The following is a 26,291-nucleotide window of genomic DNA, read 5'->3' on the forward strand; positions in this document are numbered from 1 at the left end:
GAAAGCTCTGAAAGGGATAACGCATTCGCGCTCAATGCAGGAGGCAGCAACGATCGTCACCTACGCAACATGCGATGTTTCGTTTGAGAAAAGGCCCTCATCTTAAAGTAAGCCTTTATTCGACCATAGTTCTCGACTTAATCTAAGCTCATCAAATTGGGGCATTTAAGTGTTTCGAATATTATTGAAAGCGGCCTCGCAAGAGCATTTGGACATCTCGTTTTCTGTGTCGCGGACGCATATGGTCAGGGTTGTAGAGCGTCCAAGCCTTTGGATGGAGGCCGCAGAGTTGGAGGAATTTGTGGGCAAATTGCGTCAGGTTGCCTCCACAACTTTGCCTGCTGGCAACTTGGAATATGGTGTTTTTGGCAAAGATACGTCCAGCCTGAGCCGTTCCATCGTTACCCTTGTCACGTTGAAGTCCGACCAAACACCTGTTGCCTTTAATGCGCTGGCGCATATTGACGTCGATCTGGGGCATACATCCGAAGACGTCCTGCACTTGGGTCTGGTCATGGTGGACCCTACGTTGCGCAGCCAAGGGCTCAGCTGGGTCCTTTATGGGTTAACCTGCATCCTCATGCTGTTTCGTAACGGCATGCGGCCGCTTTGGGTTTCCAATGTCACGCAGGTTCCTGCAGTTGTCGGGTTGGTCGGTGCAGGGTTTTCGCGTGTCTATCCCGCGCCGGGGCATGCAAGCGGTGAAACCCGAAGTTTGATGCATTTGTTATTGGCGCGCAGGATCATCAACGATCACAGGCATGTCTTTGGCGTGGGCGATGATGCCAAGTTTGACGAAGATCGATTTGTGATCAAGAACGCCTACACGGGCGGTTCGGATCATTTGAAAAAGACCTTCGAAGAGGCTCCGAAGCATCGAGATGATGCTGTGAACGCCTTTTGTGAACGTGAACTGGACTACGAGAGGGGCGACGATGTCCTCCAATTGGGCCAAATCGACACAAAAACGGCACTTTCATATCTCGCACGTGAAGTGCCGCCGCGTTCATTTGCGGCCGTGTTGATGGTCGTGGGGGCGGCGGTGCTGCAAAGATTGGCTTTGCCTGTCTGGCACTGGACCGATAGCCGCCGTGAAGTCGGCGTTTTGCGCGCACAGGAGAAGCACAAATGACCGATTTTACCTATGATGAATTCACCACCCGCAATTTGGGGTTCGTATCGGAAGCAGAACAAAAGACCCTGAGGGATGCATGCGTTTTTGTTTGTGGCACAGGTGGCATGGGCGGAAGTGCTATTATGACGCTGATCCGTGCAGGGGTGGAGCGGCTCATCCTTGCAGATCTGGACGCCTTTGAAGTCTCAAATTTGAACCGCCAACTCTTCGCGACCCTTGATACTGTCGGTCAGGACAAAGCGCAGGCTACGCGCGACCAGTGTCTGCGCATCAATCCACAAGCGCAGATAGAGGTGCTGGGCGCTGATTGGTGCGAAGACGTCGACCGCCTTGTCTCCTCCTGCGATGTTGTAATCAATGGCACTGATGATCTGGGCGCGAGCTTGCTGTTGTATCGTACGGCAAAGAAGCACAATCGCGCAGTGATTGACGCCTATGCCTCCCCGCTGCCCTCCGTTTATGTCACAATACCCGACAGCCCGATGCCCGAAGAATGGCTGTGCTTCCCGACGATCGGAACTGAATGGAATGCGATCACTTCCCAGATGCGTTCGGACGCGGTCATGGCGGAGGCGACGCATGTAATGCTGCATTCCAGTTCCCGCCATTACATCGATCTCGATCTGGCCGGTGAAATGGTTGCAGGGACCAGAAGCAGGATGTCATTTGCCCCCATGGTCGTGATGGCCGGCACCTTGATGGCAGGCGAGGCATTGAACATCATCCTGAAACGTTCGCGTGGCACAGATCATCGCGGCTGGTTCCTCAATACGCATAGGGGTAAGATCGAGCGCCCGAAAAACAAACTCATCACCATGGTGATGAAGCCGCTTGTCCGCCGCGCCTTATCAAAGATGATAAACCGTTGATCCTTGGCTCTCCGGAATTTGTGGCTGATGCGGCTGTCTCGATTTGCGGGGCGATAGGTGCCTTTATTGTCCTGCGCAGTCTTGATGACATCGTACAGACAGCACCCGTGCGGCGCAGCTTTCGCTTTTGCCTTTGGGTCCTTGTGGTCTTGATGGTCGCGCGTGTGGGTCACTGGGGCAATATGGGGTGGGCCTTTACGGCGACGACCTATGCTATGGCAGCACTTATCCCACTAGCGGCGTTACTGCTTGCAGAGGTGCTTTTGCGCCGCCACGCCCCCCCGTGGCTTAAGAAACTATGCGGGGGTGGCGCGGTGGTCTTTGTCCTGCTGGGTTTGGTGTCGTTTGATGCTATCGAGTTCTGGCACGTCCTCGGATTGCTCCTCCTCCAACTTGTCGGTCTGACAGGGGTGGCATGGTTCACTTTCTCCCGCGATTACGACAGCCTGTCATTGGCCGAAAACCAGTCCATAAGCCGTATGGCCCTGTCGTTTTTGCTGATCCTACCCTTCATGCTGTCGGATTTTATGCGCACACCTGCAGTTGATCTGCCTGTGCGTCTGGGCGGTCTGGCTGTCTTGGCGCTGTGCTGGCTTTCCATAGGGTTCCGCCGCTCCGGTCTCAAGCAATCGGAAATTCTGCGCGGCTTTGGGAGCGTGGTTGTCGTGAGCGTAGGGCTGACCCTTTTGCTGATGGTCGTTGCACCACTCTCAATGCGAAATGGCATGCAGGTCGTTTCTGTGCTTGTCGCTGCGATCATGCTTTTGGCAATCTGGCAGGCGTCCATCGCACTGCATATAGAGGATGGCTCGATTGTTGCCATGCGTGAAATGGCGCGTGTCACGGGATCAGGACCGCAGGCGGGTCTGGAGCTTTTACGCCGTGGGGCAGGGGCGCCAGAAGCCGTGTTGTTGTTGGAAAGCGACCTCGGCGATTTCGATATCCCTGCTTTGCGCGGTGAATTTGCATCTCTGAACCACCGCCAGCAAATCGATGCGGGGAATTCGGAACTCATGAACTGGTTGTTCTCACGGTACGGGGCGACACATGCAGTTGCCTTGACACAGGATCCGCTGATCCTCGTGATGCTGAATAACCCTGCCATTGCGGGGGCAGACACGTCGCAGTCAGGCTTTGGTGCTATCGCCCGTATGGCGACGCTGATTACAGGCGAAAAACAATCATGATAGAATTATCCGAACGCGATTTTAGCGGCTTTTTCGATGCACCCTTCAACGCTTATGGGGCGCATTCCCTTTATGTCTCCCCAATGAAGAGCGATCTGGCGCGGTTTCTGTCCGTGAAAAACCCGCTCTTCCAGAGTGACGCGGATTTCACTTATTTTGCGGTTAAGCGTAACGGCAAAGCGATCGGACGCGTTACTGCACATATCCATGCTGCTTCAAATGCGCTCCATGATCCAAAGCAGGCGTATTTTGGTTTCTTTGATTGCGCGGACGATCCAGAGGTTGCGGCAATGCTGCTCGGCGCTGCCGAAGCTTGGGCAAAAGCAAAGGGGCTGACGCGGCTAACGGGTAACTTCAACCTCACAGCCATGCAGCAATCGGGAGTCGTGACCAACGGATTTGAACATGCGGCCTATACCGATCAAATCTGGAATCCGCCGCATGTGCCAAAACTGCTGAAACAGATGGGCTATCAGAGCCACTTCCCAATGACGACTTTCCAGCTGTTCCTGACTCAGCAGGATGCCCCTCAGGTCTTGCCCGACGAGACACGGCAGGCGATCCTCGATGACGGGTTTTCCTTTGCGCCGATTACGCGCCGAACCATTGATGCGCGTCTGGAGGATGCACGAACCATCTTGAACCACAGCTTTAAAGATAACCCCATGTTTGTGCCAGTTTCAGCCGAAGAATTTCACTTTCAGGCAAAAGATATGAAGTGGATCATGGACCCCCGCATCTCCAAAGTTGTGCATTATGAGGGCAAACCAGTTGGTGCAGTCATCGCCATTCCTGATCTCAATCCTTTACTGGCGAAGATTGGGTCACGGTTCAAATTGTCCGCCCCCTATCATTATCTGCGCTACCGTGCGCACAGGACCCGCGCCGTAGTGATCTTCCAAGGGGTGATGCCGGAATTCCAACGCCGCTCGGTGAACCCGCTCATGCTCGGCGAGATGGCAAAAGACATGATCGCTGCGGGGTATAGGTCTGTTGGCGGTACATGGATCGCGGATGAAAATACCGCAAGTTTGAGACAAACGGAGAAAAGCGGTGCGAAGGCGCTGCATCGCTTGCACCTCTTCTCTAAATATCTGGCATGATGGACCGCGCAATCTTCGAGGCGATTGTCGCCGAGGCCATGCTGGCCCCCTCGGCCCATAACACACAGCCTGTGCGCTGGGCGCAGTCAGGAGAGGGGGTCACGGTCTATGCCGATACCAGTCGCCGCTTGCCCGTTGGCGATCCAAATGACCGTGACTTTCAGATTGCCTGCGGTGCGGCAGTTGAAGCCACCGTTCTGTCGTTTTCCGCTCGAGGGTTTGGTGCTGATGTCACATGGCTGGACTCTATAGATAAAGGGGAATTGCGGCCCGTCGCTTCTGTAACGCCGAAGGGTGCAGCGCGGCCCGATGATGTTGCCTTGGCGCAGTACGTCAAAAACAGGATCACACATCGCACGGGTTTCAGCGTAAGTCCCGACGATGTCTGGTCAGGTTGGCACGACAATAACGTGACCCTCATTCAAAAGAGTGATCAGATCAAATGGCTGGCGACGCGCATTGATCACGCATCTGCAGCGATCATGCGGGATCAAAACTTCCGCACCGAGCTTTTGCACTGGATGCGAATGAAGCCCACCAGCGCAGGTTATCACAGCGATGGCCTGAATAATGAGGCGCTTGTTATGGACCGCCTGAGTGCTGTTCTGGCACCGTCTGTCTTGGGGACTAAACTCTATGACCTGCTGGCATGGCTCGGGCTTGGCCCTGCTTTGTCGGGGGAGGCGGCACGGACATCGGGCGCGGGGGCAATCGCGTTGTTCCATTGGCCCGTTGATGGATCAATGTATGAGGCTGGGCGGGCATTCTACCGATATTGGCTTGCGGCGACAACAAGGGGTCTGGTGGGATGGCCCGCCGCCGCCCTCGCAGATCACCCTGCGACCTGCGCGACTGTCTGCCAACGCTTTGGTATCTCAAAGGAGCGGATGTTGCTGAACGCACTCCGGTTGGGGGCTGCCAAAGGCGAAACTCCCAACCGAACCCGCCTCAATGTCTCGGACGTTATTATTGAGATCGATACGCCGCGCGGATGACATCGGAATAGGGCGCTTCAGGTGCAGACAGTGCCAGCGGCGTGATTGCGGCGCGTTCTTCGCGAACCTCCATCGCCACCTCATCCCCAAATCCGCCAAGTTGATCAATGTAGCTTGGCAAATGGCCAGACATTAACACACGCCAATCCATCTTCATCTCAGGCTTGATGCCGCGCGCCAGTGGAAGGATTGCTGTTGTGCAGTTGCGCGTAAGTGTGTGGTAGAAGGCGGGGCTTTCTTCCAGCATTTTGGCCATCTTCACATAGGATAAGAACAGGGCGCGACGATGCTCGGCGTTGAGATCGAGCGGATAAAGGCGGACATCCTCCTGCCTGTGGTTTGTGCGCAGTTGCAGAATGTCCTCTTCTGTCGCAGCGATCAGAACCATCTCGAATTGACGAAAGAAACCGCCGATCGAGCTGAATTCCTCATGACTTTCGCGGCGTGTTTCGACCGAAAATGCCACCCGCAAACCATCGCCGAACCCGAAAGTTACAATGAGATGCGCAATATCGGGGCTGTCCCACACGGAGGTGACCATGTCGACGGACGCGAGTTTCGACAGATCATAACTGCGCTCCTCCCAAGAGACATTTGCAATATCAATCGACTGCCAGTCAAAATTCCTTACATTGCCAAGCTTCACAATATCGCCGTCAACGCGCGCTGTGACACCGTGCGCTACGTCAAAGGCCCAGTTTCGGTCCTCGGTAGGTTTGATCTGTTGAAACAACCCCGCCGTGATGCCGGCTGTTGTGAGTATAACAAGCCATCCTGCGCGGCGTGACCAAAAAAGCGCGGCGAAAGTCGCAACCGCTGCGAGGCCAAGAGCGCCCCATGCGGCCGTGAGGGATGCGCCTGTTAGATGGATAGAAGCGGCAGTTGCAGCCCAGCCGAGCAAGGCAGTGATGACAAGGAAAAAGGTGGTGAAATGTGCGACACGGCGAAATGTAAGAAGTTTGAGTTGCATTGAAATGATCCTGCGAAATATCCTGAGGGGAAAATCCGGGCGCATAAATTACGCACCCGGATGACGGCATAAGGTTCAGGTGGTTGAACTTGTTTCAGCCAAAAGACGCTCGGTCTGCGCATCTTCGATCTTGTTGTGCAGGCGCTCGCTTTCTTCGACGTCGCGTACCGTTTTTGTGATGCCGGCAGTGGAGCTGACCAGCATGAGAGCGGCCATCGCGTAAAATCCTTTTGCGGAAAAGCTGGCTTCGAGAAAGAAGATACCGCCTGCCATCATCGAAGCTGCAATAATAAATTGGATGTAGGTGAACATGTTCCAGGCTTGTGAAGGCTTGTTGATATATGCGTTTGTCATTGTGTCATCTCTCGCTGTTTGTGTTGTTTTGAATTATCGGATTCAGGATTTTTTGTTTTTCAGCCGCGCCAGAACCGCAGCTGCATCAGATCGCTTGGCCGGACCAAACCCCGCTGCGGCCAATCGGTCGCTCATTGCGGCGGCATTGTCGGGCGCTGACAGCCCTTCCAATGCGGCCACTGTGGCATCCGAGTGGGCTTGGCGCTCCTGAAGGCGCTTCAATGTGTCGGCGGCTTCTTCCAGATTGCCGGAATGCAATGTCGTCATCTGGCCTTGGACCCGCTGTGCTTTGTCGTTGGCCTCCGCGAGGCGCTGACCGCGTGTCAGATCGCCAAGGACCGTCTGACTTTTGCTGAGACCTTCCCGCATTCGCGCAATCTCGGTGCTATATGTCTTGATCGTGTGCTGTGCCGCGTTCCGTTCTGCATCAAGATGGGCAATTGTTTCGGCAGCTTCCGTCGCCAGTTCCAGTTGGTCGTTATCCAAAGCGGCAGTAGCGCGAAGCTCAAGATCGGCGATCTTCTCCTCGATACGGGTGAGCGAAACCTTCTCGCGCTCGGAATATGCGATCACCATTGCCAGAGCCTTGCGGGATTTCTCCACACATGCGGCGGCTTCGCGGATTTGCTGGCGCAGCAATGGTAACGCGTTTGCATCCAAAAATGCATTTGCACTGTCGGCTGAACAGCCCCGTACCAGTGTCATAAGTTGTTTGAACATTTCGATCTCCTCTGGTAAATGAACGTTGTTCAAGTAAGTGTATGACGCAAGAATGAACATCGTTCAAGATAAAAGTGAACATCGTTCAAAAAACGGAGTGTTTTGATTTGGGAAACAATAAGGATGCAAAGCGGGATGCTTTGCGCATGCGCCTGATAGAAGCTGCTGAAAGCGAGATTGCCGAACATGGTCTACAAGGGCTGAAAGCGCGCAACGTAACCACAAAAGCAGGCTGCGCTTTAGGCGGGCTCTATAATGTGGTCACTGATCTTGACGGCTTGATTATTCTCGTGAACTCGAAAACCCTTGCGCGGCTTGGCGACACGTTAAAAGAGGTCGTCCCCCATGATGCCGCCGCAGATCAGGCGATCCAGAGCTTGGCGCAAGCTTATGTCGCCTTCGCTATGGCTGAGACAAATCTTTGGCATGCCGTGTTCAATCACCGTTTGCCAGAGAACCAAGAGTTGCCGCAATGGCATCAGAAAGAGTATATGGTGCTCATTGAAAACATCGTTAAGCCTCTGCATGAAATGTTTCCGGACTTGGTTGGTGATGCACTGGCACTGCGTGCGCAGACGCTCTTTGCCGCCGTCCACGGTGTTGTTCAGATGTCTCTGAACGGTCAATTTGCTGGATCTCCTCGCGAGTACCTATCGCAGGAGGTGAAAGCTCTGGTCGGAGCTTTGGTACGAGGCATAGAGAAGGGCAGGGGCGCTTTATGACGGGAGGTCCAAGACGCAGAACAATGCTCTCTGTGTGGATTTTGACCTGACCCTTCAATGATCATCAGTCACCGCCTGTTTTTCAGCTCCAAACGTAATAAAGATACTTGATAAATCTCATGAAATTAAAAATCTGCAAGTTGCAATGCAACTATTGGATATTTCCTGAACCTAGTCTGATACTGCCAAACTTTTGCTAGAGATCCGGACACTCAAAAGCGCCAAGGCACGACTGAACCCGCCTGAGCAATGGGACACCGAGGAAGTCCCCGATTTGCAGATTATTTATGACTATTTGTGGGAAAGGATTAAGACATAGCAGATATTTACCCGAATAGATATGAATTCTGCAGGGATTCAAGATCCTCGGACACGTCCCGAGAATGCACAACGTCCAAGCTATCTGTTCTCTGGCCTAATTAAGTGCGACTGCCGCGGCAGAAGTTACACTGTGATCAACAAGACCCGCTACGGCTGTGTTGTGGCCCAGAATAAGGGCAATGCCATCTGTACCAATCGCTCCACTATTGAACGAGAAGTGGTCGAAGATCGTGTGCTCACAGGGTTGCGGGACAGCCTTGTCCATCCTGAACTGATTGCGACATTCGTGGAAGAGTATCGTCGTGCTCTTAATGCGGATGCAGCGCAGGAGAAAGCCACACGAGATGTCGTTCAGGTGGAGAGGAAGATCACAGGCATCCTCGCTGCAATTGAGGCTGGGAAGTATCAACCAAGGATGAAGGGTAGAATGGCGGAACTCGAAGCTGGAAAGTTTTTGCTCACTGATTTTCTCTCACAAAGCCCTGAACCACCAGCCTTTCGACTACCTCCCAGTCTAACTGATCTTTATCAATTCAAGATTCGGAAACCATCGTCGGCGCTACGGAACCCGGCCATCAAGATTGAAGCGACAGAAGCTCTGTGTGGGCTGGTGTCTGAAATCGGTATGATCCCCAACGAGCATGCGCCAAACGGGCATCATATCGAACTTGCAGGCCATTTGGCTGGCATCTTGTGACAAGAGGAGGCTGAAGCGAAACAGCCAGCACAAATTTTTGCGGGCTGTTTCGGTTTGATTAGTTGCGAGAGGTCACAACCGCCGTAGTGGACCATGGTTCTGGTACAAGATTTAGGTTTAGCTAACGGCTTTAGATGAAAAACGGCTGCTATAGGCTTCTGATTTGCTAAGGTTTGCGGATCACTGAACGCGCAAAAGAGATTTAGTTGCTGTCCAAACGCCAGAGAGGTTCTGGATGGCAGCATGCATTGCCGGGATGTTAGCTGTCTTGGCTGAATTCTCGATCTTGTTCAGCGATTTTCGCAGTTCGGTAGCACCGAAAGTTGCAGCGCTTCCTGACATTTTGTGCGCCATTTCGGCGGCTTTCTCTAAGGGCAGGTCTGTGGACAAGGACACGGTGGCTTGGTCCATTTCGTCTATAAACTGCGCCAGCAATGTGTCTGTTGCGACAACACCCAAGGCTTCTTTCATTTCGGCCAAGTGCACCGGAATTACGAGTGGCGCGGATGTATTCGCCTGTGTCGCGCAACCGCCAGTCTCGCTTGTGAAATATGTGATCAAGTTGATCAATCCCGCACGCGAAAGTGGTTTGGTTAGAATATCATTCATGCCATCTTCCAAAAACGCCTCCTGCTCATCGACCATGGCGTTTGCAGTGAGTGCCACGATAGGGACATTTGCACAGGGTCCATTCGAGGCCCGTATCGCTCGCGTTGCCGTACGACCATCCATCACAGGCATGCTTATATCCATCAGGATAAGGTCAAAGTGTTGCGTTGCAGCAAGGTCCACAGCGATCTGTCCATTATGCGCCTCGGTAACAGTATGACCTTGTGCATAAATCATCTCGCGGGCGACCATGCGGTTGATCTCATTATCCTCGACCAGCAGAATATGCGCTGACGGTAACTTGGCAGCATCCTGCGAAGTCTGGTCCATTGATACAGGTGGCACAGCAGGTTTGATAGGAAACCGGACGGTGAACATGCTGCCTTTTCCCTCTTCGCTTTGTACATCTATGGTGCCACCCATCGCCTTCACAAACCGCAAGGCGATCCCGAGGCCCAGTCCTGTCCCGCCAACATCGCGGTCGTAAGACGCATCTCCCGTCATAAAGTCATCGAATATCTGCGATTTAAGCGCTGCGTCCATGCCAATGCCAGTGTCAGTTATGGTCAGCTCCACATCAGGGGAGGTAGTGATGTCTCCGACGACCTGCGCATTAACAATGATTTCACCACTGCGCGTAAATTTGATGGCGTTCCCGATAATGTTCATCAGCACATGCTGGATGCGCTCTTTGTCAGCAAAAATCCAATCACCTGGCGTGCCCGACCACGCCCAAGAAAGGCTTGTGTCATGTGCCGCAGCAGCTCCGCTTTGGCTGTCCACAATATCTTGCAAAAGCGTGCTGAGGTTCATAACTACGGGTCGCAGTTGTAATTTGCCCGCATCATATTTTGTGATGTCCAGAACGTCCGAGATATGGCTCATTAGCAGCCTGCCGGAGGTGTCCATGTTTTTGATGTACTGGGATTGCTTGGCGTCTAACTCGGTGTCCTTTAAAAGGCTTAGGTTGCCCAACAGACCGTTCAACGGCGTGCGGATTTCATGACTCATCGTCGCCAGAAAATCGGTCTTGGCTTTCTCCCCGGCAAGTGCCCGATCTCTTGCGGCCACGAGGTTTTCTTCTGCAGCAACACGGTGTGAGATATCGCGCAGAAACGAGATAAATATTTCACCCTCATCGACCTCTGCTGACTGAATTGCCAATTCGATAGGGAAGATTTCGCCAGTAGCCCGCTTTGCCTCAAGTTTGATCCGACCCTTGCCAACGACACGCTTTTCGCCATTCGCGCGCATTCGGACCATACCTGCATCATGGGCAGCGCGGTGATGGTCAGGGACGATCAGCGCTCCCAGATCGCTCCCGATCGCTTCTTCGGCACTATATCCGAACATTTGCACAGCGGCCGCGTTGAAATCCAGAACCCGCCCGTCATCATCACAAACAATGACAGCATCCAGCGCGGTGCTTGTGACAACATTCAACCGCTTGCTGGTCTGGATGGCATTCAGGCGGCGCCTCACGTTCAGACGGTTCAAAAAGCCCAGATAAAGAGAGAATATGAGCAAGGTAGCCAACAGAAAGGCGACGCCTGCGGCGAGTTGAAATAACGTGTCAAATACCCTTTCGCGTCGCGCGTCAGAGTTGGTAGCGAAAAAGTTGAGGCCGCTGTTGGCGAGCTTGCGCACATCGCTACGAACCGCTCGCGTCGCTTCGGAAAGAGCCGGGAGGGACGCGCCCAGCGTTTCATCGGGAGCATCAATGGTTGGAACAGTCTGCGCCAGAAATGCTTGTATCGCAGTGAGGTTGTTGGAGAACTCAGGAACTTCGCGGACGGGCGCATATATTGACGCTTGGGCGAGAGTCTGAACCCGGCTATAAAAGATATCGAAGCTGCGACGCAATTGTACAAGATCAGGAACGCTGTCCCTCAATTCCGCATCAAGTATAATCTCGAATTCAAGGAATTCTACCTCGGCTTGTGACAGTGTCCACTGAACATTGTCCGATGTAGCCGAGTTGAGAAGTCGCAGATCGCGCGCAACATTTATCGTGAGAAACGCAATCGAAAGAAATCCAACAAACCCCAGCAGGATAGTCATGATCAAGCGATTGCGGAAATCTGTCTTTTTCGATTGTGACACCGGATACTCCTGCGATTGAGGCAAAGTATCAGCTTTGCGCCGCAATCAAAACTCAGTCTACGGCCTCGATGCGATCCAATTGCCATATGCTTCGCGAATAGACGACTTCGGTACGGTAATCGGAGTTGTCATCATAAGGATACACGAGCCAGAGGGGACCCTTATCGCGCACAGACATCGTCTCGCCATTGAGGCGGTATGCTACGATGGGTCCCCCTTCAACAGCATCGGTCAGTGGCACTTCAACAGTGTAGTCATTGATTGCAGTGGCGCGCAAAGTCCCGCCCGTAATGCCCAACGCCTCTACCAACACAGCAAGGGAGACCCCCTCAAAGGTCTGCTTCCCCTCTGTCCAGATTGTGGAAGTCTCGATTATTGTCTGATCAAGTGCTTGCAGCATTTCGAGATCAAGCAGGGCTGCCCCGTCAGCATTCGTCTGGTTCAGATTGCCCGACACACTAAGCATAACCTCACCCGTTGGTGTTACCATATCTCCGGCCCAGGCTGGGACAGTCATACAAAGTGTGATTGAGATCGCTTGAAGAGTATTGCGCAACATCGGGTCATCCTTTTTACATTTCTGCCCTTGGTATAGGATATTCTCGGTTGGCGCACCCGTAGCAGGGGGATAGGTTCCTATCCTTTCGGATAGTTATATGAATAACCGTACCACATCCCCCTGACGGGCGAAAACGCGAGGGTCGCCACTATTGTGCTGCCATTGCACTGTAAAAACGTCTAAGTGTAACGCTAAAGGTAGAGGCAATACAGGAGGCCGTGATGCGCGTATTGATTGCAGACGACCATGATTTGCTACGCGATACACTGGTCCTTTTTCTAGAAGCGCAGGGCGATATCGAGACTTGCACGGCTGGCGATTTGTTCGGTGCCCATAAGTTGATTGATAGCGAAGCACGCTTCGATTTGATCCTGCTCGACCTTAATATGCCGGGCATGAACGGCCTTGATGGGCTAAAGCAGACAATCGCAATGAAAGATGGGCAGCGGGTTGCGCTGCTCTCTGGTGAGGCCACAAAGGAGATCGCCGAGCAGGCGTTAGAAGCAGGAGCAGCAGGCTTTGTCCCTAAAACACTGCCCGCTAAATCCATGATCAACGCGGTCAAATTTATGGCGATGGGGGAGCAGTACGCTCCCATCGATTTTATGACAGCCGTCGAGGAGAGCCCCGAACATCCGCTTGCGCAAAAGCTGACACAGCGGGAGTTGCAGGTGCTAAAAGGACTGACCGAGGGGAAGTCGAATAAAGAAATCGCCCGCGATCTCGAACTCACCGAACCTACGGTCAAGCTGCACATGAAAACGCTCTATCGAAAGCTCGACGCCGCTAACCGCACCCAAGCGGCCCTTATCGCGCGAGAAGCTGGACTATTCTGAGCTTCTTCAACCGCGCGCCGCAGCGCTATTTGCAGAGAAACGCGTCCAATGCAGTGAGCGCTTCGGCTGTTCCCAGCGACGCTGATGATGCCCCCAGAACTTCGGCCAGCGCTTTGCGCGTATCATTCCCGACAAACCCGTCAAGAGGTCCGGGATCAGCCCCTGCAATTACTAAAAGCTGCTGAAGCAATTTGCCATCGCTTCCATCCTCCAACGTGGCAAGGCCACATGGCACAATAGGCTCGGGGATCACGGGCTCATCCTTTGGCGACGCTTTACCCTTCAAGCACTGGGCCACGACACCGGCCACGCGATTTGCCGCCTTGGGCGGTGTACCATCCTCAGTAAATGCACATTCGAATTGCCCCGCTGCACAGGAAATTCTTATTTCCCAAGCGGGCGCAGTCCTCGCCGCCGCCACGGTTCCCTCACCATTGCCATAAACGGCGTAGAAATACCCTTCTAAAACCCCCTCCTGCCAAAGGCCGGGAAACTGGGATGACGGGACATCCGCATGACGGGTCACGACATTGTTGGCGCCCTGCAAAGGCTTGTCAAACGTGGCGAGGACGCAGGGGTCCGCTACGGCGGGCCCCACGCCCGACAGGAAAACAAAGAAAAAGCCGAGCGCGCGTCTGTTCATTGGCGCGCTTGGATCAAAGGGCCGTGCGCACGAAAGGCGAGGGCGGCCAGCACAGTTGCGTTTGTGTTGGTCGTGACAGAACCGTTTGTACTACCATCAATCTCGTAAATGCCCTCGGGCCAGCCTCGCTCGACATCACCCAAAGGTGCAATCGTAGCAACCAATTCACGCGTGTAGTCGGTACCAAACAGGGCATCCATCGCAAAGGCCACTTTCGTTGTGACTGTGCGCTTGCTGTCCAGACGCTCCCCCTTAAAGGTCATGACTGCCCATGGCGCACCACCACCCCAAATGGATGAATAGACAAAGTAAGGCGCCTCATCGAGGTGGGATTCACTCACTGCGGTTAGAACGCCAGTTTCGCGAAACCGTGCCTCCTGCGCCTTGTAGATTGCTGTCGCAAAACGGTGCGAACGTGCGTCAAACCCGAATTCAAGTCCGTCAAAAATATAAGGTTCACTCACGGTGAACGCAGGCGTGATATTTCGGTGCAGGCGGCTATCAACTGGAATAGGCTGGCCCATTACTTCCTTCACCATCAAATGATCTTCCGCGCGGTATGCGTTAACCATGTCAAAGCCGAACAGCATCATCGCCTTGGCCGCGTATTGCTCATAGCCCACGCGTCCTTCCTGATCACGGCGCAGCTTTTCATCAGCGATATTGCCGCCGATGAGTTGCCCGTTTTCAACCATCTGGCTCAGGTCCCACGTGTCCATGACCGCAGCGATTTGCGGTGCAAGATCGGGATAGCTGTTTTGGACTTGCCCCATCGCACCGACCATCCGCGCGATATCAAGTGCAGACCAGCCCAAGCCACGCTCGACAGGCCGATTGCCGTAATCGACCAATTCACCCGTCTGCACATTATAGGCTTTGTTCGGCAGGGCATCGTCGAACAAGCGCATTTCGCTCAATGTGCCAAGCGCCAGCGCAATACGCGCTTCCGCCTCTTCTTTCTCGATGATCCCCAGCAGATCGGCAGAAATCACGGCGATAAAATAGGATCCCGTTTCCCACATCGTGGTGGAGGGGTATTTATCCGCCGAATTGACCAGCCCTGTCTCGGGATGGGTGTTGTTCTCGAAATAGCGCCACGCGATCCGCGCATGATCAAGGTCCTCTTGCGTGCTGGTCCCTGTGATCGCCAAGGGCAGCGGGGTCACATCCTCAAACATAGAGAGAGGGGACTGCACGGCCTCGGTCAGCGTTTGCGCCTGTTCTGTCACTTCAACGGCCTCGGATTTACGGGTGTCTATTCTTTTCTCAAGCGAGATAACAAGCGCAAGGCCCAACCCCAATGCCACAAGAAAGGTGATGTGACTGCGTGCTTTTATCAGGTTGTCGCGGAAACTCATTTTAAAGATACCTTATCTGTGCTGGGCGGTTGCCACATTGCAGCGCCGATCATGCCTGCCATGGCCAAACAATTGTTAAAGCCCCAAAGGATATTTGCGACCACTCCACCAGCGGAATGTGATGTGTCCCCGATAACCAGTGCGCCGAGAGCCCAAATAGCTCCCAGTAGGGTGAGGGCAACAACCGCAATTTGGGGCCAGACCAATTCAAGGAACGTGCCCGACTGCCGCGTTTTGGGAGTTACTTTGAACGAAATCTTCTCACCCTTGGCTACGGCGAACAGGGCCTTCAAGCCCAGTGGAAAAAACGCGAGATAGCTGGCTTTGGCCGCATATCCCGCAATGCCCCATGTGCCTACCATGATCGCCAGTTCCAACGTTACAAGAAACGGGATCAGGCGGAAAAAGAACTCATCCGAATAGGCCGCGACAGGCGAGATGCCAGTGAGCAGATAGATCACTGGTGCAAACAGAAACACGATGTTCCAAAGGGGTGCGAGATAGGAATAGAAGGTCGTGCCGTACATCATCCGTTGCCCAAACGACAAACCACGCCTGAACAGCGGGTTGTCGTTCTTCAAAATATCCAGACTGCCGCCTGCGTATTTAAACCGCTGAACTGTCCATGTCAGCATGTCTTGCGGTGACAGCATCTTGCTCTCGACGATAGGGTGCTGCTTGGATTTCCATGCCCGCTCGCTGTCGGAGTGCAGGACAATCGACGTGTAAATATCTTCCGAGACGTGAAAGCGGTAGGGGGTCAGCACTTCTGTAGCCGCAGACTCAGTGCGGATCGCTGCCATCAACTCGGTCGCTACAACACGCTCCTTACTCGACACCGTGACATTCTCTTCAATGGCAAATGCGCGCTGCTCGACCTTATCGCCGAAGCTGCGCAAGGCGGCTTCCATCACGGCCTCACGACGGTGGATGGATCCTGCACCACAGCAGAACGATGCATTCACCCAATTCCGCCGCCGCAAAATGACATCATAGAACATTTTAGGGTCGTTCACGAAAGGGTCAGCGCCATATACAAGGGGACCAATCGCACGCTCGATCGCGCTGCCTACTTGCGCACCCTTGTGGCCAAATCGCCGCTTAAGCTTGTCCGTCAAGTGCTCCCCTTCGGGCAGGTCATAGAACCACTGCGGCGTCTGGACCCACGCCATTTTCTCGTCGCGGAAATAGCCAAGCGTGTGTTCCAATAGCGTGGGAAACGGGCGTGTATCCGCATCGCAGATCACCATAAAGTCCCCAGAGGTCTGCTCCATCGCGTTGCGTAGATTACCTGCCTTGAAGCCCTCGTTCGTGCTGCGGGTGATATAGTTGACACCTTCGGCTTCCGTGACCGCTTTCATCTCGGGGCGTCGCCCGTCATCAAGGATGTGAATGCGAATATCTATCGGGTGCGGATATGTCATCCGCTTTGCATCCAGAATGCCAAGGCGGACCAGCTCGGGATCTTCGTCATAGGTGGCAAACATCACATCGACGGAAATTTTGCGCGCGCCTTCGGGATGGTTGCGCACCACATCGTCCAGCGTCTCTGGCGGGCTCTCTATCTTGAGCGGATCATCTTTCCAAAGGTTAAATACAAAAAGGATCATCCCGAAATAGGCGCAGGTTTCTGCAATCACCAAAGGCACAGCAAACCACATCGCCTCGGGGTTGAGCGAATGCGCCCACCGCCACCAGATGTACCAACCACCCACAACCAGCGCGATTGTCGCCAGAAACTGCCAGAGCATTTCACGCGTAGCCGAATAGGGTAGGGGTGGCTCAGGCTTGCGGTCCTCGAACTTCAGGAAATAGTCATCCATCTTTAGACACCCGCTTTGCTGCGGGATTTGCGCTGTTCCCACGGCGTCGGACCCAGGCCGATTGTCCATGCGAGCAGAGCGACTTTCGATAGGCCCCACGCCAATGCAAAGGACGCGGGAAGGGCCACAGCATAGCGCGTCAAAACAATCGCCCAAGGCGCCATGTAGCCTGACGCACCCGACGTGAAGAGCGCCACATCAAACAGGTCTATGACCAGCGGATGCACCAGATAAACGCCAAAGCTGTATTGCGCCAGCACGGACCAGCGGTTCGACCACTGCAAGAACTGCCCCCCGAGGAACACGAAGAAAATGCAGATAGGCATCAGGAAATGGCCGTAAAAATCCCAACCGCCCCGCACGCCCCAAGCGCCTGTTTCATAGGCAACACCGTAAAACGGCATGGTCGAGACATAAGCCAGCCCCGCAAGGTAGAAGGCAGTGCGCCGGATAAGGCGGGATTCACCACGCGGAATGCCGTCCTTCCAAAGCCCGTAAATCGCAAAGGCGGCAAAACCGTACCCGACATAGCCAAATACTTTTAGCGCGCGAATAACATAGTCGCGCAGAGCAGGCTCAAGGTCCAAACCCCAAACAAACGCCTGTGCACTGTTCATCACACCCAGCGTCAACAAAACCGTAAACCCCATCACAGGATACCGCGTCGCAATGCGCATCACTGGATAAAATAGGAACAAGGCAAAGAGCGTCGGCAAAAAGTGCATATGATACTGTGACTTGCCCAAGATAAAGTAGCCGACCCAGCTTTTGGCATCAGTAATCTGGTCCCACATATAAGGAGCATAGCCAAAAGCATCGGCTTTGATCATTCTGAAAAAGGCATAGAAAATCACCCAGAAGACAAAGGGCACCAACAGGCGCTTGGCCTGCTGTCCGATGGCAGTACCATAGGCGGGCATCTTTTTGTCCACACGCATCGCCATAAGAAACAGCGAGAACATAAAGAACATTTCCGAGCCGGAGAATTCCCCCAGCGAGCGGAAAAAGATCGGCAACAGCCGCGCATCAGGATCGGCATTGGCAAACGGCTGGCCTGCGAAATCGGTCGAGGAGTGGATCAGCACCACGCCCATTGCTGCAAACACACGGTTTGCATCAAACCAAAGCAGACGAGGTTTGCCGCCCCCGCTCATTGGTCAGCAGACGGGATTGGGCACGACTGCGGGAGAACATTGCGCACTTTGGGCGGCGCGAGGTTATGCTCCGTTGTTGAGCACTCGGTCGCCCCAATCTCGCCACCTGTCAGAACAGGACGGCAATAGATGAACTCCTCCACGGGAATAACGGGATCAATTTTTGGCGGGTTGGCACAAGCACAACAGGCAACCTCTTTGATCATCTGGTTTGGGTGGCACTTGTTGTCGCGAATGTCCGTGCCGTTAAACTTCATGTCCCATGTCTGGACGTTGTTGTTCTCTTTTTTCAGGATCGGCCCCTGCACCTTGTACAAAAGTGCGGCGAGGATGATGCCGTTGTTGTTAGCAGATTGCAGTGGGATATAGCCGTTCCCGTTCTCGTACAGCCCCTCGTAAAAACCCATGTCAGGCTCTGAAAGGTCGGCAACACTTTCAAACAGCAGGTCGGTATAATCCGTATCCCAAAGCGCCCACATCCCCACAGCAGCCTTCGCCGCAATGGCAGAGCGGTCGGGCTGATACTCCCCCGTCGGATCAAGCGTGTTCCACGCATACCCGTCAGCGAAGATCGTATCATAGACGAAATACGGGCTGCCGTTGACCTGATGCTCGGAGCGGGCCGTGACGATGCCCGTCTGCTCGAACCGGCGCTGTTGCACCAGATAGATGCGGTTGGCAAACTCAGCGCGCCAGCCGTGGCTCGCCGTTGCAGGATCATCAACGGTATCAGTCGGCATGTCCCAACCCAGTTCGAGACCGTCGAGGATATACCCCTCGGTCAACACATAATTCTGGTTCTTGAATACCCGTGGATCACGCCCGTCATAGGGCACTTTCACATCGAAAATAGTCGTATAGGCCAGCGGCTCTGGTGACATGGCACGTGATGTATCAAAACCCCACAGCGCGAACCCCTTGGCAGCATATTCCTCGTATCCCAGACGCCCTTCCTGAACATAACGGGTTGTGCCATCACCGCGCTTGAACGAGCCGAACATGCGGCCGTCATCATTCACAAGATTACAAAAGTTCCAGCGCATCGGCACGTTATCTACGCTGTTGGCCAGATGCGGATGACGCTCCTTGAGGATGCGCAACCAGACAAGCATCCGCCCGATATCAAGGGCTGACATGCCAACTTCACCCGGCTCGTTGGCATAGTTAACTTTTTCGCCTGTCTTGGAGTTATAAACTTTGTTCGGCGCTTCACCCTGAAAAAGATCAAGGTTGCGTAAGGTGTTGAGCAGCTTGGTCGCGCGGGTATCAAAATCGCGCTTGTCGATCACACACAGCTCATAGGCAGACACAAGCGCACTAATATAGGATGCCGTGTCCCACAATGTGGTGGAGGGATAGGAGCCCACCGCATTTACAAGACCCGTCTCGGGCTGGAACCGCTTAGTAAAATATGACCACGCCGTCTTTGCCATCGCATACTCACGGTCAGTCAACGCGCCGTTGCGACCAAAATGCGCCGTTGAGCCAAAGCGCGCACCACGATCACACGTAGGGCGCAGACCTGCCACACCGTCGAAGTCGATGATCAGTGGAGAGTCCGAACGGATCGTCATGTTGTCGTACTCGGTGCCGTTCACAATCACATTCTGGATCGTAATGGCGCGAGGGCCATCGCTGGTTTCTTGGGCCTGCGCGAATGTCGCCGCTGTCAGCGCGATGCACGAGGCCACAAGGCGCAAGGCGGTTTTGATGGGAGATTTTCTAATCATGTTTCTGCTCCGTTTTCGGACTGTGGGCTGGCCGCATCATCGGCGTCCCAGAATTCTAATTTTAGGCTATTTCGATCACCGGATGGCCCATATTGGGCCGCATCCGAACATTCCATGATCAGCCCGATACCTCGTCCGCCCTCTGCCATTCCATCTATCTCCGATAGATTTTTAGCTGCACTACACGGGTCAAAGGGGGCTGCCCCCAAAGGATCGAAAATTTCGATTTTCACGTATCCGTTTTTCAGGTTCATCCTGATCTCTATCGCGGTTTCCGATGTGTCCACTGCCGCGTGGGTCACCAGATTGGTCAGCGCCTCAATAATACAAATTCCAAACCGGAAGCGTGTCCCGTCTGAAACAATCGGCTCTACCTCCGACCGCAGGGCCACAACAATCGGATCCACAGCAGCAAGCTGCTTGGGCATATGGTGGGTTTGATGGCTCACTGACGCTCGCGCAGCATCTGTAAAGCGGCATCAACATCGCGGTAGATTGGAAAGACGCGGTCCATTCGACACACGCGAAACATCTGGTCAACGTCGCCATTCAATCCGCAAACCAACAGGTCACCGCGATGTCCGATCTTCTTGAGCACACCCACAAGTGCGCCAAGACCCGAGGAATCCAGAAACGAGACAGCCGCAAAATCTATGATGATCTGACTATGTCCTGCCTCAACCAAAGCAACGACTTCGGTCTTAAACTCTGTCGCATTTGCAGCCGTTAGGCGTTCAACACCCGGTCGAACGACGGTTGCATCGGGATCATGCTGTGTCGTGTGTATCATTCTATTTCTTTCTTTGCAGGGCGACGACTGTCAGGTCGTCTTCCAGTGTATCGCCGTCACGCCAATCGGTGAGTGTGCGCACAAGATGATCGGGCATATTCTGCGCGCCTGTGTCGGGCAGGGTTGAAACCATCTGGCGCAAACGGTCGAGGCCGAAAGGCTGGTTGTTTCTATTCTCGGCTTCGGGTGCCGCATCGGAGCAAATGACAATCGCACCCCCCGGATCAATCATCATCGTATTATTTTCGTATTCCACATCGGGCAACATACCTACGGGAAACCCGCCATCACCGATCATCTGGGTCTCACCTGTGTCTTTAACGTAATAGGGAGAAGGGTAGGCGGCCTGACAATAATCCATTTTTCCGGTCACTGTATTGATTACGCCGCAGAACATCGTGAAATATTCGTCATCGTCCGAAGCGCCAAAGCGCAGGTTCAAATTAGCAACCAGTGCAGCGGGATCATCCAGCTTCCCGTCCCGCAGTACGGTTTTTCTGAAAAACTCGGGCGTGATGAGATAGCCAATCGCAACAGACAAAAGGGACGCATGCACCCCGTGCCCCGATACATCGACGGCGTAGAACCCGAACGTATCCTCAGTGAGTGGGAAGCAACCGAACATATCGCCAGAGACAAACGATGAAGGCACAAAAGCAGATGCGATGGTAAAGCCCAACATCTCTGTCTGAATATCCGGAAGCAGCCGCCGCTGTGCTGCCGCTGCCGCGCGTAAGTCTTCTTGAATGCGCTCACTGGATTCCTTGATCACCCTGTTACGCTCGGCCAACTCTCCTGCGTGGCTGATCATGCGGCTTGCGGCACGGATGCGCGCATTGAGCATAACAGGACTGCGCATTTTATTCAGGAAATCATCAACACCCGCTTCAAGGGCCTCGCTTCTGACGTCATCTTCTTCGCTGCCAGTGATCATGATGATGTAAACGTAGTGATCCAGCTCTAGCTTGCGGATTTCACGGGTAAGCTCGACCCCGTCAAGGTAGGGCATCTGGTAATCGCTGATGACGATTTGGACGTCTGAATTGCGCACGTGCTGCAACGCCTCGCGTCCATCTTCCACAGGCACGGCGTCATAGCCAAGCGTTTCGATCAGCTGCGAAAGATAGGCCCGCTGCACGATATTATCTTCCGCGACAATGATTTTAAGGCGATCCGTCACAAGCACGCCCCCGTAATCCTCGGCGCCTGCACATTGAATGTGCCAGTCTTGAGGATGAGCACAATCCAGTTGATCCCGTTTGAATGTCGAATGCTCACGTGGATAAATCCTAAGTCGTGTGAAATAATCTTAGTGCTCTATAAACAGGTAGAATTTGTCCATTAAGTGGCAAAAATTCAAAGTCCATCACTGTTCAGGACCATATTGCACTCAACCGCCAGACTTTTGCGCCGTTGAACATCTATAGGTCAACCGACGCCATTCAAGTCAGGGAAAAAAACTGAGAAATCCCCTTGCCGGAGGGTGTCACGTTAGCGACCCTAAATTGTCATGATGTTGTTTTAAGATGTCGGGACAACTGGGTAACGCTATCCCGTGATCAATACGTCATCAGACCCGAACGCAGGCTGTTAGGGTTTTTAGAAAAGAGGCGACACATGAAGGGCACGATCTTTGTAGAGCTGGTAAGCATGGCAGAAGACGCGTTTGGCGAAGACGTCGTTGACCTCGTGCTCGACAAAGTAGACCTCAAGAATGACGGGGCGTTTACCACCGTGGGCAACTACCCCTGCTCGGAGCTAATCAAAATCGTCATGGCCTTCAGCGAGCATTCCGGCATCAGCGCCGAAGTGCTCCAAAGGAAGTTTGGTCATTGGATGATGGACCACTTTACTGAAAACTATGCTGAGTTTTTCACAGGAAAACATGACAGTTTCTCGCTTCTCGAAGCCGTCGATGGTGAGATTCATGTCGATGTCAAAAAGCTCTACCCCGATGCTGAGCTGCCCGTATTTGAGACAGATCGCCTTGCCGACAAGCATTTGAAGCTCACCTATTCCTCGCCACGGCCTTTGGTCGAGTTTTGCCATGGCATGGTCGAGGCCTGTCTTGAGCGGTATAAAGAGACAGCCGCAATCGAACGCTGTCCCGTTTCAGGCAGAACAAATGCAACTCTGTTCGATATCCGCCTGAACCAATAAAGCAGCCCGAGCAAATGAACGATACTCAAAGTCATATCGATGACCGCGTATCGCGCCGACGCTATCAGCGTGAGCGCGCGGCCCGTCAGGAAGCAGAGCAATTGCTGGAGGCGAAGAGCCGCGAACTTTATCGTGCAAACCAACAGCTAAGTGATCGATCTGCCCATCTCGAAGAGGCCGTTCGGGCGCGCACTGCGGAACTGGAGCAGGCCCTTGAGCAGGCCGAAGCCGCAGGCAAAGCAAAAAGCAGGTTTGTCGCCACCATGAGCCATGAAATTCGCACCCCGCTGGGCGGTATGCTAGGCATGATCGATCTGCTGGCAATGGACGAGACAGATGTGGGCAAGCAGGAACTGCTGAAATATGCCGCCAGCGCAGGAACTGGCCTCAGCCGCATCGTCAATGATGTGCTCGACTTCTCCAAGATGGAAGCAGGCGTGTTCATCTTCGAGGAAGAACGCGTAGATGTGCGCGCGTTGATCGAAAGTGTGTGCATGTTGGCCAACTCAAGCGAGATCAACGTCAACAGAACTATCCAAGCCGAAATAGGCGACAGCGTCCCTGTGATATTTCTCGGGGATGCAACGCGCATTCGTCAAGTGATCTCGAACCTTATCAACAACGCAGTGCGCTATTCCACTGATGGCCCCATCATCATAAGAGCGACCGCAGCCTCGCACGAGAAGGGCGCACTCTTGCGCGTCGAAGTCGAGGATTTCGGCGTCGGTATTTCGGAGGTTGGCATTCAAAACCTGTTCAAGGACTTCTCCCAAATCGCAAATCCCCTTTCTGCCGCAGCACAAGGCACCGGCTTGGGCTTGGCCATCTGTAAACGAATCCTTGAGGGATGCGGCGGGACAGTCGGCGTGAAAAGTGCGCTGGGCAAAGGGTCAACATTCTGGTTCGAGTTGCCCGTCGAAATCGGCGCGCCTCTCGCGACCAAACCCGCATCAATCGACGTGCCCAAAGCAACAAGCAATATCCTTGCTGGTAAACGCGTTTTGATTGCCGAAGACAACATCATCAATCAAAAGCTATTGCTCACATATGCCGAGCGTATGAATCTGATTGCACATCTTGCGGAGAATGGGCGCATCGCGTTGAATATGTTTGATCCTGCAAAGTTTGATCTGGTCTTGATGGATGTCGCCATGCCGGAAATGGACGGGCTTGAGGCCACACGCCGCATCCGGATGAAATGGGGCAATGTGCCGATGCCTCCTTTTCTTGCGCTTACGGCCCATGTCATGGATGCTGTCGAGGACGAGGCGGCCTTGGTGGGAATTGATACAATCTTGTCCAAACCAATCCCGTTTGAGGAACTGAAGTCAAAGCTGGAATCCGCGCTAACAAGATGTGGGAACAAGGGGCAAAACGAAGTGACCAAACCTGTTGAAGCCGCCCATGAAACAAGCGCTGCAAAAGCTTTCTCCCGAATGGCGCCTGCCACTGTGACCGAGATGCTGACGATCTTTTCCGAGGAGAAACTCGTCGACCTTGTGCGAAAATATATGACTGACACGTCCGAGCGTTTTGACAAGGTTATCGTGGCTGCCGCTGCCCAAGATGCGAAAACTATAAGTGAGCAGGCTCATTCCATCAAAGGCTCATCGCTTGTTCTTGGATTTACCAACATGGCGGAAATGGCGCGCGATCTTGAGCACCGCGCAAGAGAAGGTCAGCCCTGTGATGATCTTATCACGCTGATAATAGCAGAATTGGCCGATCTTGGCACCTGCCTGTGATCGGGGTTCAGAACTTGAACTTGTAAGAGACGGAGACCGTGCCTCCCAACAGTCCTTCACCCGAGCTGTTGCTCCTGTTCCAGAAGAAGCGGTTGTTGGCATAGTTGCTATAGGTCACGCTCCAGTCGTCATTGACCCTGTAACTTGCGCTATAGGCAAAGTCCGCATCATAGCTTTCCTGTTTGCCAGAGAAATAGGCATAGGCCGTACCGCTGATCCGTAACTTGTCTGTCACAGCATAGCTGCACGTCAGGTTCGCAGTGGTATCTTTGGGGTTCGGCAACCCGATGCTGGCCGAGCAGCCGATAGTTTTTTCATTCGGCAAAGAGATGCGCGGCAGCTTGTAACTTGCCCGCAACGTGCCAGAGGTGAGCGAGTCGACAAATGCGCTGCTCGAGTTGTCAAAGCGGCCAGAATAGTTGGAATAGCCAAGCGTAATCTTATCCGTTGCACGGTATGTAATCGCGTATGTGAATTCCGCGTCCGAGGGTGATTTCTCGTGCTTGTCTGCGTAGCCGATGATGGAAAGGCGCAGCGATAGTTTCTCACTCAGCTTTGCCCCGCACCCCAGACTGGCACGCGGTTTGCCAAATCGCTCCGAGCCGGTTTTGTGGTTCCTATAGCGTAACGTGACGCTCCCAGTGATAGAACAGGCAAGGTTGATGCGTTGGAAAAACGTCTTCTCGGGTGCTGCGCTCTGCGTCACTTCTGGTGTGTTCTGAACGGCTGTGCGCGAAACAGGTTTGGCAGCCTCGGATACCCGTACAGAGATTGGCTTATCCTTTTTGCGCGACGCGGCCGGCAGTTTTGGTGCTGACTTGGATGGCTTGGCAATCTTGTTTACAGGAGCGGGCGACACTTTTGCTGCGTTCTCAACGGGCTCATCCTCCTGTGCAGTGTCAAGTGCTGGCGCGGCCGTCACGATAACGGGTGCTGGTTCAACGGAGGGATCATCAGCCTTAAGTTCTTGTGGCGCAGAACCCGTCCCCGCAAGAACCCATTGAGCCAGATATCGCGCAAGTGCGTCACCATCTGGCGCAACAGGCATCGCAGGCTTGGGAGCGTTGACAGCCTTCACAGTCACATCTGCCGCACCAACGCCCGTAATGATACACGAGATGCCGGTGGTGCAACTTAACCGGTACAGCACGGAACGCGTGTCTTCTGCCCGCATGATCTTGCCCGACCCGTTCGGAAACAGAACATAGCGTAGCCCGTTTACGTCACCTTGTTGGTAGCGCGAGGCATGCCGCGCGCTGGGCAGGTCCACAATAATTTCGTTGGCCGAAGGGACGGCAAGGTTGGCCGTATCCACAACAACTGTCCGCGCTTCAACTGCGGAAACCAGTTCGGGTTCTGCCACAGGATTTCCCTGCGCATTGCTTTGCGCGCTCCCGACAGACGGAAGCACCAGCGCTGCCAAAGTAACGTGTATTATGTTTCGCAACGGGTTCACCGTTTTGCTTCCAGACCGCACATCGCTCTAAATTCCACAGACGTCCACGCACAAACAGGCTGCATGCCTTTATACCTCAATCTTGCCTCAAGCCCGCGTGTCACTTTAAAAAGTGGCACGTATTTGTCGCCCGTAGACATTTGAATTCATTTATACAGAGTTGTTGCAAATACCGCGCCCTTTTGGTTGTGCGGACTGCACTCTTGGCGGGTGCATCGCAAAATTACCACTTCGGGGCAATCTCCTCGCAGG

Annotated in this window: 24 protein-coding genes; 10 read left to right on the plus strand and 14 right to left on the minus strand. The window is 53.7% G+C overall.

Annotated elements, in window-relative coordinates; all coding sequences use genetic code 11:
* Positions 1-169: 169 nt before the first annotated feature.
* Genes Q0775_RS11520 through Q0775_RS11540 form a run of 5 tightly spaced genes read left to right on the plus strand, consistent with a single transcriptional unit; the run spans position 170 to position 5,289 of the window.
* Positions 170-1,132 carry a hypothetical protein gene (locus Q0775_RS11520; RefSeq protein ID WP_298860659.1) on the plus strand — a complete coding sequence of 321 codons (963 nt, stop codon included), beginning with the start codon at positions 170-172 and terminating at the stop codon, positions 1,130-1,132.
* The gene (locus Q0775_RS11525) at positions 1,129-2,004 is read left to right on the plus strand and encodes a ThiF family adenylyltransferase (protein WP_298860662.1); all 876 of its coding nucleotides are present in this window, start codon (positions 1,129-1,131) and stop codon (positions 2,002-2,004) included. The genes Q0775_RS11520 and Q0775_RS11525 overlap by 4 nt, the downstream gene beginning before the upstream one ends.
* Complete coding sequence (locus Q0775_RS11530; protein WP_298860665.1) at positions 2,001-3,191, plus strand: hypothetical protein; 1,191 nt, start codon at positions 2,001-2,003, stop codon at positions 3,189-3,191. Before Q0775_RS11525 ends, Q0775_RS11530 begins: the two co-directional genes overlap by 4 nt.
* Positions 3,188-4,294 (plus strand): hypothetical protein, encoded by a 1,107-nt coding sequence (locus Q0775_RS11535; RefSeq protein ID WP_298860668.1) that lies wholly within the window; start codon positions 3,188-3,190, stop codon positions 4,292-4,294. Before Q0775_RS11530 ends, Q0775_RS11535 begins: the two co-directional genes overlap by 4 nt.
* Positions 4,291-5,289, plus strand: a complete 999-nt coding sequence (locus Q0775_RS11540) for a hypothetical protein (protein ID WP_298860671.1) — start codon at positions 4,291-4,293, stop codon at positions 5,287-5,289. Before Q0775_RS11535 ends, Q0775_RS11540 begins: the two co-directional genes overlap by 4 nt.
* Here the strand turns inward: Q0775_RS11540 and Q0775_RS11545 are convergent.
* The 3 genes from Q0775_RS11545 to Q0775_RS11555 all read right to left on the minus strand — a co-directional run bounded on the left by Q0775_RS11545 (position 5,261) and on the right by Q0775_RS11555 (position 7,333).
* Positions 5,261-6,259 carry a DUF4105 domain-containing protein gene (locus Q0775_RS11545; protein ID WP_298860674.1) on the minus strand — a complete coding sequence of 333 codons (999 nt, stop codon included), beginning with the start codon at positions 6,257-6,259 and terminating at the stop codon, positions 5,261-5,263. The genes Q0775_RS11540 and Q0775_RS11545 overlap by 29 nt on opposite strands.
* Before the next feature lie 75 nt (positions 6,260-6,334).
* On the minus strand, positions 6,335-6,613 hold the full coding sequence (locus Q0775_RS11550) for a YiaA/YiaB family inner membrane protein (protein WP_298860677.1): 279 nt from the start codon (positions 6,611-6,613) through the stop codon (positions 6,335-6,337).
* A 42-nt stretch (positions 6,614-6,655) separates the two neighbouring features.
* Complete coding sequence (locus Q0775_RS11555) at positions 6,656-7,333, minus strand: PspA/IM30 family protein (RefSeq protein WP_298860680.1); 678 nt, start codon at positions 7,331-7,333, stop codon at positions 6,656-6,658.
* Positions 7,334-7,479: 146 nt separating this feature from the next.
* Here Q0775_RS11555 and Q0775_RS11560 point away from each other — a divergent pair, with 146 nt between their 5' ends.
* Entirely contained in the window at positions 7,480-8,055 is a 576-nt protein-coding gene (locus Q0775_RS11560) for a TetR-like C-terminal domain-containing protein (RefSeq protein ID WP_298860683.1), read from the plus strand.
* A gap of 340 nt (positions 8,056-8,395) precedes the next feature.
* Positions 8,396-9,073, plus strand: coding sequence for a zinc ribbon domain-containing protein (locus tag Q0775_RS11565; protein WP_298860686.1), 678 nt, complete (start codon positions 8,396-8,398; stop codon positions 9,071-9,073).
* 180 nt (positions 9,074-9,253) lie between these two features.
* Here the strand turns inward: Q0775_RS11565 and Q0775_RS11570 are convergent, their stop codons facing one another.
* Both Q0775_RS11570 and Q0775_RS11575 read right to left on the minus strand, forming a co-directional pair.
* On the minus strand, positions 9,254-11,785 hold the full coding sequence (locus Q0775_RS11570; protein ID WP_298860689.1) for an ATP-binding protein: 2,532 nt from the start codon (positions 11,783-11,785) through the stop codon (positions 9,254-9,256).
* 52 nt (positions 11,786-11,837) lie between these two features.
* On the minus strand, positions 11,838-12,344 hold the full coding sequence (locus Q0775_RS11575) for a molybdopterin-dependent oxidoreductase (protein ID WP_298860692.1): 507 nt from the start codon (positions 12,342-12,344) through the stop codon (positions 11,838-11,840).
* 221 nt (positions 12,345-12,565) lie between these two features.
* Between Q0775_RS11575 and Q0775_RS11580 the strand changes: the two genes are divergently transcribed.
* Positions 12,566-13,180: a response regulator transcription factor gene (locus tag Q0775_RS11580; RefSeq protein ID WP_298860695.1), complete on the plus strand. Its 615-nt coding sequence runs from the start codon at positions 12,566-12,568 to the stop codon at positions 13,178-13,180.
* Positions 13,181-13,205: 25 nt separating this feature from the next.
* Here the strand turns inward: Q0775_RS11580 and Q0775_RS11585 are convergent, their stop codons facing one another.
* From Q0775_RS11585 to Q0775_RS11620, 8 genes are read right to left on the minus strand one after another with little or no spacing between them, the layout of a single operon-like run.
* Complete coding sequence (locus Q0775_RS11585; RefSeq protein WP_298860699.1) at positions 13,206-13,823, minus strand: hypothetical protein; 618 nt, start codon at positions 13,821-13,823, stop codon at positions 13,206-13,208.
* The gene (locus tag Q0775_RS11590) at positions 13,820-15,181 is read right to left on the minus strand and encodes a DUF3131 domain-containing protein (RefSeq protein WP_298860702.1); all 1,362 of its coding nucleotides are present in this window, start codon (positions 15,179-15,181) and stop codon (positions 13,820-13,822) included. The genes Q0775_RS11585 and Q0775_RS11590 overlap by 4 nt, the downstream gene beginning before the upstream one ends.
* Positions 15,178-17,004 carry a cellulose synthase catalytic subunit gene (locus Q0775_RS11595; protein WP_298860705.1) on the minus strand — a complete coding sequence of 609 codons (1,827 nt, stop codon included), beginning with the start codon at positions 17,002-17,004 and terminating at the stop codon, positions 15,178-15,180. The genes Q0775_RS11590 and Q0775_RS11595 overlap by 4 nt, the downstream gene beginning before the upstream one ends.
* Positions 17,005-17,006: 2 nt before the next feature.
* On the minus strand, positions 17,007-18,158 hold the full coding sequence (locus Q0775_RS11600; RefSeq protein ID WP_298860709.1) for an acyltransferase: 1,152 nt from the start codon (positions 18,156-18,158) through the stop codon (positions 17,007-17,009).
* Positions 18,155-19,888: a DUF3131 domain-containing protein gene (locus Q0775_RS11605; protein WP_298860712.1), complete on the minus strand. Its 1,734-nt coding sequence runs from the start codon at positions 19,886-19,888 to the stop codon at positions 18,155-18,157. The genes Q0775_RS11600 and Q0775_RS11605 overlap by 4 nt, the downstream gene beginning before the upstream one ends.
* Positions 19,885-20,337 (minus strand): ATP-binding protein, encoded by a 453-nt coding sequence (locus tag Q0775_RS11610; protein WP_298860714.1) that lies wholly within the window; start codon positions 20,335-20,337, stop codon positions 19,885-19,887. Before Q0775_RS11610 ends, Q0775_RS11605 begins: the two co-directional genes overlap by 4 nt.
* Positions 20,334-20,678, minus strand: coding sequence for an STAS domain-containing protein (locus Q0775_RS11615; protein WP_298860717.1), 345 nt, complete (start codon positions 20,676-20,678; stop codon positions 20,334-20,336). Before Q0775_RS11615 ends, Q0775_RS11610 begins: the two co-directional genes overlap by 4 nt.
* Before the next feature lies 1 nt (position 20,679).
* The gene (locus Q0775_RS11620) at positions 20,680-21,858 is read right to left on the minus strand and encodes a SpoIIE family protein phosphatase (protein ID WP_298860720.1); all 1,179 of its coding nucleotides are present in this window, start codon (positions 21,856-21,858) and stop codon (positions 20,680-20,682) included.
* Between the two features lie 437 nt (positions 21,859-22,295).
* On the opposite strand from Q0775_RS11620, the gene Q0775_RS11625 reads away from it, so the two are divergent.
* Together Q0775_RS11625 and Q0775_RS11630 are read left to right on the plus strand one after the other, a co-directional pair.
* A complete protein-coding gene (locus tag Q0775_RS11625) occupies positions 22,296-22,838 on the plus strand; it encodes a heme NO-binding domain-containing protein (RefSeq protein ID WP_298860723.1) in 543 nt (180 codons plus the stop codon).
* A 14-nt stretch (positions 22,839-22,852) separates the two neighbouring features.
* Entirely contained in the window at positions 22,853-24,583 is a 1,731-nt protein-coding gene (locus Q0775_RS11630) for an ATP-binding protein (protein WP_298860725.1), read from the plus strand.
* 7 nt (positions 24,584-24,590) lie between these two features.
* Here Q0775_RS11630 and Q0775_RS11635 read toward each other — a convergent pair whose 3' ends face one another.
* The gene (locus Q0775_RS11635) at positions 24,591-25,946 is read right to left on the minus strand and encodes a hypothetical protein (RefSeq protein ID WP_298860728.1); all 1,356 of its coding nucleotides are present in this window, start codon (positions 25,944-25,946) and stop codon (positions 24,591-24,593) included.
* Between the last annotated feature and the right edge of the window lie 345 nt (positions 25,947-26,291).

Origin of the sequence: uncultured Sulfitobacter sp. (assembly GCF_947499945.1) — a bacterium.
GTDB lineage: Bacteria > Pseudomonadota > Alphaproteobacteria > Rhodobacterales > Rhodobacteraceae > Sulfitobacter.